Annotated in this window: 14 protein-coding genes; 7 read left to right on the top strand and 7 right to left on the bottom strand. The window is 71.1% G+C overall.

The window, feature by feature from the left end:
• Window positions 1–289: 289 nt before the first annotated feature.
• The 4 genes from ACYVIH_RS07730 to ACYVIH_RS07745 form a co-directional block, all read right to left on the bottom strand.
• Entirely contained in the window at window positions 290–820 is a 531-nt protein-coding gene (locus ACYVIH_RS07730; protein WP_460867849.1) for an arsenate reductase/protein-tyrosine-phosphatase family protein, read from the bottom strand.
• Complete coding sequence (locus ACYVIH_RS07735; protein ID WP_460867850.1) at window positions 817–1,278, bottom strand: TlpA family protein disulfide reductase; 462 nt, start codon at window positions 1,276–1,278, stop codon at window positions 817–819. Before ACYVIH_RS07735 ends, ACYVIH_RS07730 begins: the two co-directional genes overlap by 4 nt.
• A 133-nt stretch (window positions 1,279–1,411) precedes the next feature.
• Complete coding sequence (locus tag ACYVIH_RS07740; protein WP_460867852.1) at window positions 1,412–2,497, bottom strand: LPXTG cell wall anchor domain-containing protein; 1,086 nt, start codon at window positions 2,495–2,497, stop codon at window positions 1,412–1,414.
• Between the two features lie 256 nt (window positions 2,498–2,753).
• Window positions 2,754–3,050 carry a MoaD/ThiS family protein gene (locus ACYVIH_RS07745; RefSeq protein WP_460867855.1) on the bottom strand — a complete coding sequence of 99 codons (297 nt, stop codon included), beginning with the start codon at window positions 3,048–3,050 and terminating at the stop codon, window positions 2,754–2,756.
• Between the two features lie 123 nt (window positions 3,051–3,173).
• Here ACYVIH_RS07745 and ACYVIH_RS07750 point away from each other — a divergent pair, with 123 nt between their 5' ends.
• Complete coding sequence (locus ACYVIH_RS07750) at window positions 3,174–3,887, top strand: winged helix-turn-helix transcriptional regulator (RefSeq protein WP_460867858.1); 714 nt, start codon at window positions 3,174–3,176, stop codon at window positions 3,885–3,887.
• A gap of 31 nt (window positions 3,888–3,918) precedes the next feature.
• Here the strand turns inward: ACYVIH_RS07750 and ACYVIH_RS07755 are convergent, their stop codons facing one another.
• Complete coding sequence (locus tag ACYVIH_RS07755) at window positions 3,919–4,098, bottom strand: hypothetical protein (RefSeq protein ID WP_460867860.1); 180 nt, start codon at window positions 4,096–4,098, stop codon at window positions 3,919–3,921.
• 90 nt (window positions 4,099–4,188) lie between these two features.
• Between ACYVIH_RS07755 and mshD the strand changes: the two genes are divergently transcribed.
• The gene (gene mshD, locus ACYVIH_RS07760) at window positions 4,189–5,124 is read left to right on the top strand and encodes a mycothiol synthase (RefSeq protein WP_460867863.1); all 936 of its coding nucleotides are present in this window, start codon (window positions 4,189–4,191) and stop codon (window positions 5,122–5,124) included.
• Here the strand turns inward: mshD and ACYVIH_RS07765 are convergent.
• Window positions 5,121–6,173: an alpha/beta hydrolase gene (locus ACYVIH_RS07765; RefSeq protein WP_460867864.1), complete on the bottom strand. Its 1,053-nt coding sequence runs from the start codon at window positions 6,171–6,173 to the stop codon at window positions 5,121–5,123. The two genes, mshD and ACYVIH_RS07765, sit on opposite strands and share 4 nt — an antisense overlap.
• Window positions 6,174–6,241: 68 nt before the next feature.
• Between ACYVIH_RS07765 and ACYVIH_RS07770 the strand changes: the two genes are divergently transcribed.
• Window positions 6,242–8,338, top strand: coding sequence for an RNA degradosome polyphosphate kinase (locus tag ACYVIH_RS07770; RefSeq protein WP_460867866.1), 2,097 nt, complete (start codon window positions 6,242–6,244; stop codon window positions 8,336–8,338).
• Window positions 8,339–8,473: 135 nt separating this feature from the next.
• Here ACYVIH_RS07770 and ACYVIH_RS07775 read toward each other — a convergent pair whose 3' ends face one another.
• Window positions 8,474–9,544: a hypothetical protein gene (locus ACYVIH_RS07775; RefSeq protein WP_460867868.1), complete on the bottom strand. Its 1,071-nt coding sequence runs from the start codon at window positions 9,542–9,544 to the stop codon at window positions 8,474–8,476.
• A gap of 46 nt (window positions 9,545–9,590) precedes the next feature.
• Between ACYVIH_RS07775 and ACYVIH_RS07780 the strand changes: the two genes are divergently transcribed.
• From ACYVIH_RS07780 to pstA, 4 genes are all read left to right on the top strand, one after another.
• Complete coding sequence (locus ACYVIH_RS07780; protein ID WP_460867870.1) at window positions 9,591–10,478, top strand: NUDIX hydrolase; 888 nt, start codon at window positions 9,591–9,593, stop codon at window positions 10,476–10,478.
• A gap of 245 nt (window positions 10,479–10,723) precedes the next feature.
• Window positions 10,724–11,842, top strand: a complete 1,119-nt coding sequence (gene pstS, locus ACYVIH_RS07785) for a phosphate ABC transporter substrate-binding protein PstS (protein WP_460867872.1) — start codon at window positions 10,724–10,726, stop codon at window positions 11,840–11,842.
• 129 nt (window positions 11,843–11,971) lie between these two features.
• The gene (gene pstC / locus ACYVIH_RS07790; protein ID WP_460867874.1) at window positions 11,972–12,916 is read left to right on the top strand and encodes a phosphate ABC transporter permease subunit PstC; all 945 of its coding nucleotides are present in this window, start codon (window positions 11,972–11,974) and stop codon (window positions 12,914–12,916) included.
• Complete coding sequence (gene pstA, locus ACYVIH_RS07795; RefSeq protein ID WP_460867876.1) at window positions 12,913–13,998, top strand: phosphate ABC transporter permease PstA; 1,086 nt, start codon at window positions 12,913–12,915, stop codon at window positions 13,996–13,998. The genes pstC and pstA overlap by 4 nt, the downstream gene beginning before the upstream one ends.
• The last annotated feature ends 18 nt before the right edge of the window (window positions 13,999–14,016 follow it).

The raw sequence follows: 14,016 nt of genomic DNA on the forward strand, positions 1-14,016 counted from the left end.
ACCGAGAGTGCACGCGCGGTCGACGGCGCAAGGGCATGCGGGGATGGGGGCGGCCTGCGAAGGCACGGGCACGTCGGAGGTTCGGGGCTCGGGAGAGCTCAGCCGACCTGGTCCACCAGAGGGACCTCGATGACGGACGTGCCCGTCAGGACATTCGACACAGCGCCGAGCGCACGAGGCAGTGGTCCACTGCGCGGCGCTTGGTCAGCATGGTCGAGAGCATGCGAGAACCCTAGACCACCAGTTCCGAAACCAGGAGTCCGGTCTCAGATTGCAAGACGCACGTCCATCATCCGGACGCTAAGCGCGGGAGGATGCGCTCCAGCAGCGAGTCGAGGTCGCGCGCAGCGACAGCCGCGGCCTCGGCGCCCCGGCCGTACGGGTCGGCGACGTCGTGGTCGGGATGCGCGGTGGCGCGAGCCTTGCGGGCAGCGACGAGCAGGTCCTTGCCCGCAACGTCGGCTGGCACGACCTCGAGAGCGGAGGCGAGCTGGCCGATGCTGAACGTACGGCGCACCGCGATCGGCCACTCCTGCAGCACGAAGGTCCGGTGCTCCGCGGTGGCGGTGAGGATCAGGTCCGCCTCGTCCACCAGCCGACGGGTCAGCGGCCGGCTCCGGTGCGCCGACCCGTCGTAGCCGCGGCGCTCGAGCTCCGCGGCCATGAAGTGGTCGATCGGATCGTCGACCCGGCCGTGCGTCCCCGCACTGGTGGCCTGCACGGGATGGGAGTGGTGCGCGGCGGCGACCACGGCTGCGTAGGCCGAGCGACAGATGTTCGCCGTGCAGACGAACAGCACCGACCGGACCGGCTCGCTCACCCGACCACCTTCGCCAGGGTCGCCATCACCTCGTCGCGCTTGGGTGCGCCACTCGCCCGTGAGGCCTCCTGGCCGTGCGCGTCGAGGATCAACGTGGTCGGCGTCCGGGCGACCCCGAGCCGGCGGACCAGCTCCAGATGGTGCTCGGCGTCGACCTCGATGTGCACGACGCCGGGGACCACCTGGGCCACCTCGGCCAGGACCCGGCGGGTGACCCGGCACGGCGCGCAGAAGGCGGAGGAGAACTGCAGCAACGTCGCCCGCTCCCCGAGCTCGTGCTCGAGGTCGGCGCCGTCGAGGACGCTCGCCGGTCGTGCCACGGCGCTCTCCTCCTGCTCTTGGTCGGCGCCGCGGACGGCGTGGGTCCCCCGGAACCGGCCGTCCCGGGCCGCGCGCCAGGCACCGAAAGCGGTCGCGAGCACCAGGGCCGCCACCAGGATCCACGCTCCATCACTCACCCGCCGATTGTCACATCTCTGGCGCTGATGTCCGGGGGGCCGTCCGGGTCGCGGCCCGTGACACGGCGCAGCCCCCGCCGGACCGGGGAGGTTCCGACGGGGGCTGCTTGGCCGGCTGAGCCGACCCGAGGAATCAGTCCTCGGTCTGGGGGCGCCTGCGCGCGAGCAGCACACCGCCGGCGGCCAGCAGGCCGAGAGCGGCGAGCACGGCCGTGCCGTAGGCGCCGGCACCGGTGGCGGGAAGGATCCCGGCGACCGGGGCGACGGCTGCGGGCGCACGGTTCGCCGCCGGACGCTCAGCCTCGACGAACGCCGGAGCCTCGGCCTCCTGCTCGACACCGAGGACCTCGGGCGTGGTGTCCAGCGGCTCGACCGGGAGCAGGCAGGCGTCGCCCTCCTCGTTCATGGTCGTGCCCGCGGGGCAGGTCTTCTCGTCCTCGACCGGCACCGGAACCACGCACGTGCCGTCGACCATCTCAGCACCCTCAGGGCACACGACCGGCAGCGGCTTCTCGGGGCTCTCCGGGGTCACCACGACCGGCTTCGGCTCGGGCTTCGGCTCGGGCTTCGGCTCGGGCTTGGGCTCAGGCTTCGGCTCGTACTTCACGTCCTCCGACGTGCCGGTGCAGCCGGTGTGGGCGGGGTTGCCCTTGCCGACACCCTGGTTGCGGTCGCACTCGTAGCCGGCGTTGTGGTCGCTGCCGTTCGGGTACTGGCCCTTGGGGTTCTTGTTGTCGGCCTTGCCGACGCAACCGGCGCACGGCTTGCCCTTGGCCTCGCCGTCGCCCTTGCCGTTCTGGGAAGCAGAGCCGTCCCGGGTGGAGCAGTAGCTGTGCTTGGGGCCGTCCTCGCAGTCGCCGGCGTTGGCGCCGCCGTCGTTCTGGTCGGCCCTGCTCTCCGGCTGCGGCTTGTCGTAGTCGCCCTGGGTCGAGGCGTTGCCCTCCGAGTGGTCGTAGCCACCCTTGTCGCCCTTGTGGCCGTCCTTGTGGCCCTTGCCCTTGTGGCCGTGCTCGTAGCCACCGTCGGACTTGCTGCCGTCGTGGCCCTTGTCGTAGGCACCGCTGTCGTGGCCGCCGTCGCGGTGGCCGTCCGACCTCGAGGAGGAGTGACCCGACCTGTCGTCGCCGGTGGCCTCCACCGGACCCACGAAGCCCACCGTCATCGCGACCGTGACCGCCGTGGCTGCGGCTACCCGCAGCAGGCTCTGCTTGATCTGCATCCCGACTACCTTCCGTTCCCCCCGGCCCCGATCTGGGTGCCGAAACCTGTCCCGACCCGCTTGGCTGGAGGTCGGACACGGTCAACAACGGCGCCGATGCCCTGGGGTTACGCGCGGAAACGGTGGGGCGTGAAGTCTTTACTTTGTCCCCCGAATCCGGTCACGTTCGGATAACGAGGGGCCGCCGGAGGGTTTGCCGGCGGCCGGTCGGGGGACGGGGATGGGCTCGGACCTAGACGGGTCTCGGCCGGGGTGCTCAGCCGCCGGCGAACGGCGGGAGCAGCTCGACGGTGTCGCCGGGCCGGAGTACGACGCTCGCCGGGTCCGACGTACCGACCGGGCGGTCCCCGACGAGCACGGAGCACACCGAGACCACGTCCTTGAGCCTCGGCCGGTCGGCGTGCGCGAGCACGACCTCGTCGAGCAGCTCGGCGAGGGTGGACGGGGCGGCGAAGGACTCCTCCGACACCCCGGCAGCGGCCTTCGCGCCGGCCCAGTAACGGACGAGCACGGACCCTGCCTCGGGGGCTTCGACAGAACCGGCGGTGACCATGTCCGATATCCTGCACCATCGGGCAAGGCCCACACCGTGGTGCCACGGGCACCTCAGCGGGTGCCCGACTGCCCCGCGCAAGCTCAACGGCGAGCCGGCGTCCGCTCACCCCGGGGAGGTGTGATGAGCACCCTGCTCCTGCTGACGAGCTCGCTCCAGCCGTCCGCGGAGGTCCTGCCCGCGCTCGCCCTGCTCCCCCACCAGGTGAAGATCCTGCCGGCGATGGGAAGCGCGCTGCTCGAGGCGCCCGACTCCGACGTGGTCCTCGTCGACGGTCGCCAGGACCTCGCCCACGCCCGGGACCTGTGCCGGCTGATCCGCACCACGGGCTCCGACCAGCCGGTGCTGCTCGTGGTCACCGAGGGCGGCCTGTCGGTGGTGGCCGTGGACTGGGGCATGGACGACGTCGTGCTCGCGACCGCGGGCCCGGCCGAGCTCGAGGCGCGGCTGCGGCTGGCGGTCGGCCGGCTCGCCGCGCAGGCCGAGGTCGCGCCCGACGCGCACGTGATCCGCTCCGGCGAGGTCACCGTCGACGACGCGACGTACACCGCCAAGCTCGGTGGCCGGCCGCTGGACCTGACGTTCAAGGAGTTCGAGCTGCTGAAGTTCCTCGCCCAGCACCCGGGGCGGGTCTTCACGCGTCAGCAGCTGCTGCAGGAGGTCTGGGGCTACGACTACTTCGGTGGCACGCGGACCGTCGACGTGCACGTGCGCCGGCTGCGGGCCAAGCTCGGCCCCGAGCACGAGACGCTGATCGGCACCGTGCGCAACGTGGGCTACCGGTTCGTCGTGCCCCCGGTCGACCGGGGCGCCCACGACGAGGCGCCCGCCCACTGAGCTCGCGGGTGCTGCCCGGACCGGGCCGTCCTCAGGCGGCGACCGGGTCGGCCTGCGTGGCCGCGACGGCGACCGGCGCCGGCTCTCGCGTCGCCCGCGGGGTCTCGATCCCGTCGGCCAGGGTGTCCTCGAGCCGGGCGAGCCACAGCAGCAGTCCCAGGCACAGGAACGGCACCGCCGCGGCAAATGCCAGCGCAATCGCCTCGTTCATCGACAAAACTCCCAAACCTCGACATAAGCGGGTCCACACCACCGTTCCCAGCCCGACAGGTTCCATGCGCGACTTGCCTAAGGTGAGCAGGTGACGTCGATCTCGCGGGTGGACCCCGACCAGTTCCAGCAGTCAGACGCGGCGGGCACCGATTCGGTTGCCTCCGCGCTGAGAGCGGTGTCCGCGCACGCCGCCGAGACCGACGGGCGCAGCCCCTTGAACGAGGGCACCGAGCTCTCCCTGCGCCACGACGGCCTGGCCGGCAAGTCGCTCTGGGTGGCCCGCGCAGAGGCCGGGGAGACCGTCGGCTTCGCGCTGCTCAGCGGCATCGACGAGTCCGCGTCGGTCGAGGCGAACCTGGTCGTCGCCCCCGGTGCACGCCGCGCGGGCATCGGACGGGCGCTCGCCGAGGCGGCGCTGGCCACCGTCGAGGGGCGGGCGGTCACCGCGTGGTCGCACGGCAACCACCCCGCCGGTTCCCGGCTCGCCGAGGCGCTCGGCTTCCGCAGGGTCCGGGACCTGTGGGTGATGCGCCGCCCGCTGACCGACGGACGGCCGTTGCCCGAGCTGAACGGCGCGGGCGGGACGGTCGTACGCCCCTTCGAGCCGGGGCGCGACGAGGAGGCGTTCCTCGCGCTCAACGCGGCGGCGTTCGCGCAGCACCCGGAGCAGGGCTCGATGACCCGCGCCGACCTCGAGCAGCGGATGGCCGAGCCGTGGTTCGACCCGGCGGGGTTCTTCGTCGCCGAGGACGCAGAGACCGGCCGGATGCTGGGCTTCCACTGGACCAAGGTGCACGACGACCGGGTCGGCGAGGTGTACGTCGTCGGCATCTCCCCCGACGCGCAGGGCCGCGGGCTCGGTCGGCTGCTGACGCTCACCGGCCTGCACCACCTGGGTGACCGGGGGCTGGTCGAGGTGATCCTCTACGTCGAGGCCGACAACGCGCCCGCGGTCGCGGTGTACTCCAAGCTGGGCTTCACGCACGCCCCCGAGGACACCGACGTGATGTACGCACGCGACTAGGCCAGCGCGCGGCGGAGCCTGACCGCCATCTCCGCGACGGCGGCTCGGTTCGCACGGCCCACGCCGACGATGTTCGCGAAGCCGTGGATGAACCCCGGGTAGCGCTTCAGCTCCACCTGGCAGCCGTGCTCGGCCAGCAGCCGCGCGTAGGCCTCGCCCTCGTCGCGCAGCGGGTCGAAGCCTGCGGTGGCGACGAAGGCCGGCGCGAGGTCGGGCGGGAACTTCTCGTGGAAGTACACCGAGACGTTCGGGTCGCGCCGGTCGTGGTGCTCGTGGAGGTACGACGTCTCGGCGAGGTCCATGAACGCCGTGGTCAGGAAGAACCCCTCGCCGAAGATCCGGCGGCTGTCGCTGCGCTCGGCCATGTTCGTGACCGGGTAGATCAGCAGCTGGAAGCGCAGCGGGAGCCCCGCCTCGGCGGCCCGGATCGCGGTCACGGCGCTGAGGTAGCCGCCGGCCGAGTCACCGCCCACGGCGATCCGCTCCGGGTCGGCGCCGAGCTGCTCGGCGTACTCGCTGACCCACTGGAACGACGCCCAGCAGTCCTCGACCGCGGCGGGGAACCGGTGCTCGGGCGCGAGCCGGTAGTCGATCGAGAGCACGCGTACGTCGGCCCGCTCGGCGAGGAACCGGCACAGGGCGTCGTGGCTGTCGAGGTCGCCGTACATCATCCCGCCGCCGTGCACGAAGAACAGCAGCGGCGAGTTCCGCGGGCTCGCAACCTGGCCGCGCGGGACGTAGAGCCGCGCGGGGATCTCGCCCTCCGCACCCGGGACCTTCAGGTCGCGCACCAGGCCGATCGGCTGCTTGCCGCCGGCCAGGGTGGCCTGGCGCAGGATCGCCTTGCGTGCCTGGTCCATCGGCAGGGTCTCGGCGGCCGGCTCGCGCATGAGCCTCTGCAGCCGCAGCATCCACTGGGTCTCCACGTCGAGCACCTGCCCGTCGACGACGACCGGCCGTCCTGCCAGCGCGCGCAGCACGGGACGGGGCAGGCCCATCAGGGCGCGGAACACAGCGGGCTCGATCTTCTCGGCGAATCCGGTCGGCATGCGGGCAACTTACTCCTGCCTCATCCGATCTGGTCGATGGCTACTCCCGTTCACCTCGCGGTGCGACGATGGGTGGCATGGACACCGCACCCGAGATCTCCCTCCCGACACTCGTCGAGGACCGGTTCCTCGACCGCGAGCTCTCGTGGCTGCACTTCAACACCCGCGTCCTCGAGCTCGCCGAGGACGACACCATCCCGCTGCTCGAGCGGGTGCGGTACCTGCAGATCTTCTCCTCCAACCTCGACGAGTTCTTCATGGTGCGCGTGGCCGGCCTCAAGCGCCGGATCGCCGCCGGGGTGGCGGTCCGCGCCGCGTCCGGGTTGATGCCGCGTGACGTGCTTGAGCAGATCTGGAGCACGACGGGCGCGCTGATGGAGCGCCAGGCGACCCTGTTCCGCGAGGAGATCATCCCCGCGCTCGAGAAGGAGGGGATCGAGCTGCTCCGCTGGCCCGACCTCACCCGCGACGAGCAGAAGCAGATGAAGAAGCAGTTCAAGGAGCGGCTGTTCCCGGTGCTCACCCCGCTCGCGGTGGACCCGGCGCACCCGTTCCCCTACATCTCCGGGCTGTCGCTCAACCTCGCCGTGCTCGTCCGCAACCCCCAGACCGGCAAGGAGCACTTCGCCCGGGTGAAGGTCCCGCCGATCTTCTCGCGGTTCGTCGCGGTGGGCGAGCAGCGGTTCGTGCCGCTCGAGGACGTGATCGCCGAGCACCTCAAGTCGCTGTTCCCGGGCATGGAGGTGATCGCCGTACACACCTTCCGGGTGACCCGCAACGAGGACCTCGAGGTCGAGGAGGACGACGCGGAGAATCTCCTTGCTGCGTTGGAGAAGGAGCTGCTCCGCCGCCGCTTCGGGCCGCCGGTGCGGCTCGAGGTCGAGGAGTCCATGGACGACCACATCCTCGAGCTGCTGGTCTCCGAGCTGGGAGTCTCCCGGGCGGAGGTGTTCCGGCTCCCCGGCCCGCTGGACCTGCGCGGGCTCGGCGTGATCGCCGACATCAACCGGGCGGAGCTGAAGTACCCGGCGTTCGTGCCCTCCACGCACACCGACCTCGCCGAGGTCGAGTCCGCCTCCCCGGTCGACGTCTTCGGTGCGCTGCAGCGCCGTGACGTGCTCGTGCACCACCCCTACGACTCGTTCTCCACCTCGGTGCAGCGGTTCATCGAGCAGGCGGCCGACGATCCCAGCGTGCTCGCGATCAAGCAGACGCTGTACCGCACCTCCGGCGACTCCCCGATCATCGACGCCCTGATCGACGCCGCCGAGGCCGGCAAGCAGGTGCTGGTCCTCGTGGAGATCAAGGCCCGCTTCGACGAGCAGGCCAACATCCGCTGGGCGCGCAAGCTCGAGCAGGCCGGCTGCCACGTCGTCTACGGTCTGGTCGGTCTGAAGACGCATTGCAAGCTGGCGCTCGTGGTCCGCGACGAGCCCGAGGGGATCCGCCGCTACACCCACATCGGCACCGGCAACTACAACCCGAAGACCGCGCGGCAGTACGAAGACTTCGGGCTGCTCACCGCGAACGCCGAGATCGGCGAGGACGTCGCGCACCTGTTCAACAACCTGTCGGGGTTCTCCCGTCACACCGGCTACCAGCACCTGCTCGTGGCGCCGGAGTCGGTGCGCGACGGGCTGATCGAGCGGATCCGCGCGGAGGTCACCAACCACGCCGAGGGCCGGCCGTCGCGGATCCGGATCAAGGCGAACTCGATCGTCGACGAGGCCGTCATCGACGAGCTCTACCTCGCCTCGCAGGCCGGCGTGCCCGTCGACCTGCTGACGCGTGGGATCTGCGCGGTGCGGCCCGGGGTCCCCGGCCTGTCGGAGAACATCCGGGTCCGTTCGGTGCTCGGCCGGTTCCTCGAGCACAGCCGGATCTTCTGGTTCGAGAACGCCGGCTCCCCCGAGGCCTGGATCGGCTCGGCGGACCTGATGCACCGCAATCTCGACCGGCGGGTCGAGGCGCTGGTCCGGCTCCCCGGGCAGGCCCAGGTCGACGAGGTCGGCCGGATCCTCGACCTGGCCTTCGATCCCGGTACGGCGACCTGGTGGCTGCAGCCCTCCGGCGAGTGGGAGCGGCATGCGTTCGCCGAGGACGGGACGCCGCTGCGCGACCTGCAGGAGATGCTGATCCAGACCAAGCGGCGCCGCTCCCGCTGACCCCATGACGGTCCCCTGCCCGCCGTACCGGCCCCGGCGCCGCGGCTGGCGCTCACTTGCAACGTTCTGCACCATTTCGACGGTGAAATTGGTGCAGAACGTTGCAAGTGCGGGGCGCGGCTCGGCGTACGGCGGTCAGCAGGCTGCGAAGAGCACCGGCCCCTGACTCAGGTCGCTGAGCAGCGGGGTGTCGCGGGTCGCCGGCTCGAGCTCCATCACGATCTCGTTGCCGTCGGCGGCCGCCTCGACGACACGGAACCGCTCAGCGAACGAACCACCCTGCCCTGGGGCCTCCCCGCCGGCCAGCTGGGCCCGCGGACGCAGGTCGTCGGAGGCCTGGGTGGAGCTCTCGAAGTGCATGCCGACCACCATCGACCGGTCCGGCTGCACGGCCATCACGAGACCGGCAAGCGGGTGCACTCCCCCGGCCGCGTCGACCAGGTCCTCGGCGACCGCGCGGTCGGAGTCGTCGGCCTGGCTCATGTTCAGCGCCTCGCAGGCGAAGTCGGAGGCGAACAGCACCGCGCTCGCCGGCTCACCGGCCGCCGACGCGAGCGCAGAGACGCCGTCCACCGAGTCGAGGCCGTCCGAGTCGCCGGTGACCACCTCGGCCGAGGAGGACGCGTAGGCCTGGTTGTCCGAGAGCAGCACGACCCGCTCCTCGGGCAGCACCACGACGTTCTGCATCACCGGCGTCAGCGACCCGTCGATGGTCGCGACGAGGTCGGCCGAGCCGGCCCAGACACCGCCGGAGCCCGGCCCGTCGGCCGGCTCGGAGTAGCCGAGCTCCTCGAGCCGCCGCTCCACCTCGTCGAGGTCGACCGAGTCGGGCAGCCCGAGCAGCACGACGGCGCCCTCCCGGGACTGGCCGAAGAGCTCCCACGACGCGTCGAGCGGCGAGAAACCGAACTCCCGGGACAGCACGAACGTCGCGTCCACGACCGCGGAGGTCGAGGTCAGGTCCAGGTCGTAGGCCCGCGACAGGAACCGGTCCACGTCGCCGGCCGAGGCGCGCCGCGACGGGCCGTCGGCCAGCGAGCGCACTGACTCCCAGTCGGTCCAGGTGGCCCGCAACGTCGACTCGGGCAGCATGGAGACGGCCCGTTCGTACGTCGTACGACTCACCGCCTGCCAGCCGAACCAGCCCGCCACCGCCACCACCACGAGGGCGACGACGGCGAGCAACACGACGAGGCGTCTGCGCACGAGGGGTCCGTTCTCTCCAGCCGGCAGTGGGTGTGAGACTAGCGCCATGGCGCAATCTGCCCGCCGCCCCGCCGACGTGGTCGCCGCCGGGGCGGTCGTCACCCGCAAGGGCGGCGACGTCGTCCTCGTGCACCGGCCGAAGTACGACGACTGGTCGTTCCCCAAGGGCAAGCTCGACCCGGGTGAGCACGTCACCGCCGCCGCGGTGCGCGAGGTGGCCGAGGAGACCGGTCTGGACATCCGGCTCGGCCCGCCGCTGCGCAGCCAGCGCTACCAGGTGGAGAACGGCGAGCGCCGGATGAAGCGCGTGCACTACTGGGTGGGCCGGGTGGTGGGCGACGACGACGTGTCGTCGTACCAGCTCAACGACGAGATCGACGAGGTCGTCTGGCTGCCGCTGGACGAGGCCCGCGAGCGACTGCACTACGACTACGACCGCGCGACGCTCGCGGAGTTCGAGGGCGTGCGCAAGAAGACCTACCCGCTGGTGATCCTGCGCCACGGCCGGGCGAAGTCGCGCAAGTCGTGGCCCAAGGACGACCGCGAGCGCCCGCTGACGAAGGCCGGGGAGTTCCAGGCCGAGCAGGTGGTCCCGGTGCTCGGCGCGTACGGCGTCACGCATGTCCTGACCTCGAGCAGCCGCAGGTGCTGGCGCACTGTCGCGCCGTACGCCGACGTGGCCGGTCTCGAGATGGAGGACACCGACGACCTCTCGGAGGAGGACGCCACTCCGGAGCTCGTCGCAGGGCAGGTCGACAAGCTGCTCGGCCTCAAGGAGGCCAGCGTGCTGTGCACGCACCGGCCGGTGCTGCCGTGGGTCTTCGAGGCACTCGGCATCGAGCCGCACCCGCTCGCGCCCGGCTCGGTTTTCGTCGTGCACCACCGTCGCGGCAAGGTCGTGGCCACCGAGCACCACGACGTGAGCTTCCGCTGACCCCAGCGCCGGCAGCAGTGCGAAAGTAAAGAGAACCGACCTTTCTACCCCTCGACGGGGCAAAGCACACCCCTGGACGACCCTGTTCACGTGACCGTCGTCATATCTCCGGGACCCGGTGGCCACTTCGCCGGTCACCGTTCACCTGCTGTTCACCTTCGCCGACTGATCGCTTCACCTGGCCTCCCTACGTTCGACAGCGACAACTCAGAAGTCTCGATGTCCCGAACACAGGAGATGACGCAGTGAACCGCTCAACCTTCCGCCGCGTGGCCGGCCCCGGCGTCGCGGCCCTCGCTCTTGCTCTCGGCCTGTCGGCGTGCGCCGCCGGCAACGAGACCGCCGACGGTGACAGCGAGGCGACCGTCGAGGGCCTCTCCGGCACCCTCAACGGCGCGGGCGCCAGCTCGCAGGAGGCCGCCCAGTCCGCCTGGCGCGCCGGCTTCCAGACCGCGAACCCCGACGTGACCGTGAACTACGACCCGGTCGGCTCCGGCGGCGGGCGCGAGCAGTTCATCGCCGGCGGCAACATCGCCTTCGCCGGCTCCGACGCCTACCTCAGCGACGACGAGGGCGAGCTCAGCGCGGCCAAGGAGCGCTGCCTGAACGAGGACCCGATCGAGATCCCGAACTACGTCTCCCCGATCGCGGTGATCTACAACCTCGAGGGCGTCGACAACCTCCAGCTCTCCGGCGAGACCCTCGCGAAGATCTTCACCGGCGACATCACCAAGTGGAACGACCCGGCGATCGCCGAGGATAACCCCGACGCCGAGCTCCCGAACAGCAACATCACCGCCGTGCACCGGGCCGACGACTCGGGCACCACCGACAACTTCACCGCCTACCTCGACGCGGCGGCGCCCGAGGTCTGGACCCACGGCGAGGTCGGCGAGTGGCCGATCAAGCACGGCGAGGCGGCTCCGCAGACCTCCGGCGTCGTGTCCGCGGTCACCAACGGGTCGGGCACGATCGGCTACGCCGACGCCAGCCAGGCCGGCGACCTCGGCGTCGCGTCGATCAAGGTCGGCGAGGAGTACGTCGCTCCCTCTGCCGAGGCGGCCGCCAAGGTGCTCGAGGTCTCGCCGCGGGCCGAGGGTCGCTCCGACGTGGACATGGCCGTCGACCTCGACCGCACCACCGAGGAGGCCGGCGCCTACCCGATCGTGCTGACGTCGTACCTGATCGCCTGCCAGACCTACGAGGACCAGAACACCGCCGACCTCGTGAAGGGCTACCTCACCTACATCGTCAGCGACGAGGGCCAGCAGGCCGCTGCCGAGACCGCCGGCTCCGCTCCTCTTTCGGACACGCTCCAGGAAGAGGCCCAGGGCATCATCGACGGCATCAAGGCGAAGAGCTGACCGCCGTCCGCACTGGACCCGGGTCCGCGTCCCAGCCCTAGGCTGTGACGCGGACCCTCGTCCGTGTCCTGGGCGCGGACGTCCGGCGCCCGCGCATCCATCAACGCAGACCCACGAAGAGGGAACCTGGTGTCCGCAACAGCCACCGCAAGGAAACAGCGATCGCGCCCACCACAGCGCCGTGGGGATCTGATCTTCTCGGGGTCCACCCGACTCGCCGCACTCCTGATCCTGCTCGCTCTGGCCGGCGTCGCGGTGTTCCTGACCGCCGAGGGGATCCCGGCGATCGGAGCACCCCCGGACAAGCTGGGCGGTGAGTCGAGCCTCGCCGCCTTCGTCTGGCCCCTGCTCTACGGCACCGTCCTCGCGGCTGTGATCGCGCTGGTGATCGCGACACCGTTCGCCATCGGCGTGGCGCTGTTGATCTCCCACTACGCCCCGCGCCGGCTGGCCCAGCCGATCGGCTACGTCGTGGACCTGCTCGCCGCGGTGCCGAGCGTCGTCTACGGCCTGTGGGGCATCGCGTTCCTCGGACCCCAGCTGGTGCCGGTGTACGCCTGGCTCTCCGAGAACCTCGGCTTCCTGCCGTTCTTCGCCGGCCAGCCGTCGGGCACTGGCCGCACCATCCTCACCGCCGGCATCGTGCTGGCGATCATGGCGCTCCCGATCATCACCGCGATCACCCGGGAGATCTTCGCCCAGACCCCGACGCTGCAGCAGGAGGCCGCGCTGGCGCTGGGCGCGACGCGGTGGGAGATGATCCGGCTCGCGGTGCTGCCCTACGCCCGGTCCGGCATGGTGTCGGCGACGATGCTCGGTCTGGGCCGTGCGCTCGGTGAGACGATGGCGGTGGCGATGGTGCTCTCCGCGACCGGCGTGGTGACGATCAGCGTCATCAGCAGCCTGAACCCGTCCACGATCGCGGCCAACATCGCCAACGGGTTCCCTGAGGCGACCGGGCTCGGCGTCAACGCCCTCATCGCCAGCGGCCTGGTGCTCTTCGTGCTCACCTTCGTGGTGAACTTCGCGGCCCGCGCGATCGTGGCCCGCAGCGAGAAGAGGTTGCACGGATGAGCGACGTGAGCACCACCCCGACCGCGAGCCCGAGCACGGACCGTTCGCACCTGCCGCTGTCCCACCCGATGCTGCCCCGCTGGGCGCCGTGGCTGGCCGCCGTCGTCGCCGCAGCCGCTGGCGGCCTGCTTGCCCTGTCCCTGGGCTGGGGGCTGATCGGCTGGCTCATCGCCGCCGTCGTCGTCTACGCCGTGGCCCTCCCGGTGTGGTCGTGGAGGGTCGAGCGGGCACGAGCCGCCAAGGACCGGCTCGCCACCATCCTGGTGTGGGTCGCCTTCGCCGTCGCACTCATCCCGCTGGGCTCCCTGGTGTGGAAGGTCGTCTCCGAGGGCGCACCCGTCATCGACGCGGAGTTCTTGACCTTCTCGATGCGCAACGTCGTCGGCGAGGGCGGCGGGATCTACCACGCGATCATGGGCACCCTGCTCGTGACCGCGGGCGCCGCCGCGATCTCGATCCCGGTCGGCGTGCTGAGCGCCATCTACCTCGTGGAGTACGGCGGGACCGGGCGGTTCGCGCGGGCAGTGACCTTCCTGGTCGACGTGATGACCGGCATCCCGTCGATCGTCGCGGGCCTGTTCGCCTACGCGCTGTTCGTGCTGTTCTTCGGTCCCGGCGTCCGGATGGGCTTCGGCGGCTCCGTCGCCCTGTCGGTGCTGATGATCCCGGTCGTGGTGCGCTCGGTCGAGGAGATGCTCAAGCTCGTCCCGCACGAGCTCCGTGAGGCGTCGTACGCCCTCGGAGTTCCGAAGTGGCGCACGATCGTCAAGGTGGTGCTGCCGACGGCGATGGCCGGGATCATCACCGGTGTCATGCTGGCGATCGCCCGCGTGGCTGGCGAGACGGCCCCGCTGCTGATCATCGCCGGCTCGACCGACTCGCTGAACCTGAACCTCTTCGACGGCCGGATGATGACCCTGCCGGTGTTCATCTACTACTCGTACATGCAGCCGGGGGTCCCGCCTGAGTTCGGGCAGGAGCGCGCCTGGGGAGCCGCGCTCATCCTGATCGCCATCGTGATGGCGCTCAACCTGCTCGCCCGGGCGATCGGGCGCTACTTCGCCCCGAAGACCGGCCGCTGACCCGTCCCACCGCCACAG

The organism is Nocardioides pakistanensis (genome assembly GCF_054781215.1).

Coding starts and splice junctions, on each gene's coding strand:
- ACYVIH_RS07745 (WP_460867855.1), bottom strand. CDS start 3,050: ATGGTCACCGCCGGTTCTGTCGAAGCCCCCGAGGCAGGGTCCGTGCTC.
- ACYVIH_RS07765 (WP_460867864.1), bottom strand. CDS start 6,173: ATGCCGACCGGATTCGCCGAGAAGATCGAGCCCGCTGTGTTCCGCGCC.
- ACYVIH_RS07755 (WP_460867860.1), bottom strand. CDS start 4,098: ATGAACGAGGCGATTGCGCTGGCATTTGCCGCGGCGGTGCCGTTCCTG.
- ACYVIH_RS07750 (WP_460867858.1), top strand. CDS start 3,174: ATGAGCACCCTGCTCCTGCTGACGAGCTCGCTCCAGCCGTCCGCGGAG.
- pstA (WP_460867876.1), top strand. CDS start 12,913: ATGAGCGACGTGAGCACCACCCCGACCGCGAGCCCGAGCACGGACCGT.
- ACYVIH_RS07770 (WP_460867866.1), top strand. CDS start 6,242: ATGGGTGGCATGGACACCGCACCCGAGATCTCCCTCCCGACACTCGTC.
- ACYVIH_RS07780 (WP_460867870.1), top strand. CDS start 9,591: ATGGCGCAATCTGCCCGCCGCCCCGCCGACGTGGTCGCCGCCGGGGCG.
- ACYVIH_RS07740 (WP_460867852.1), bottom strand. CDS start 2,497: ATGCAGATCAAGCAGAGCCTGCTGCGGGTAGCCGCAGCCACGGCGGTC.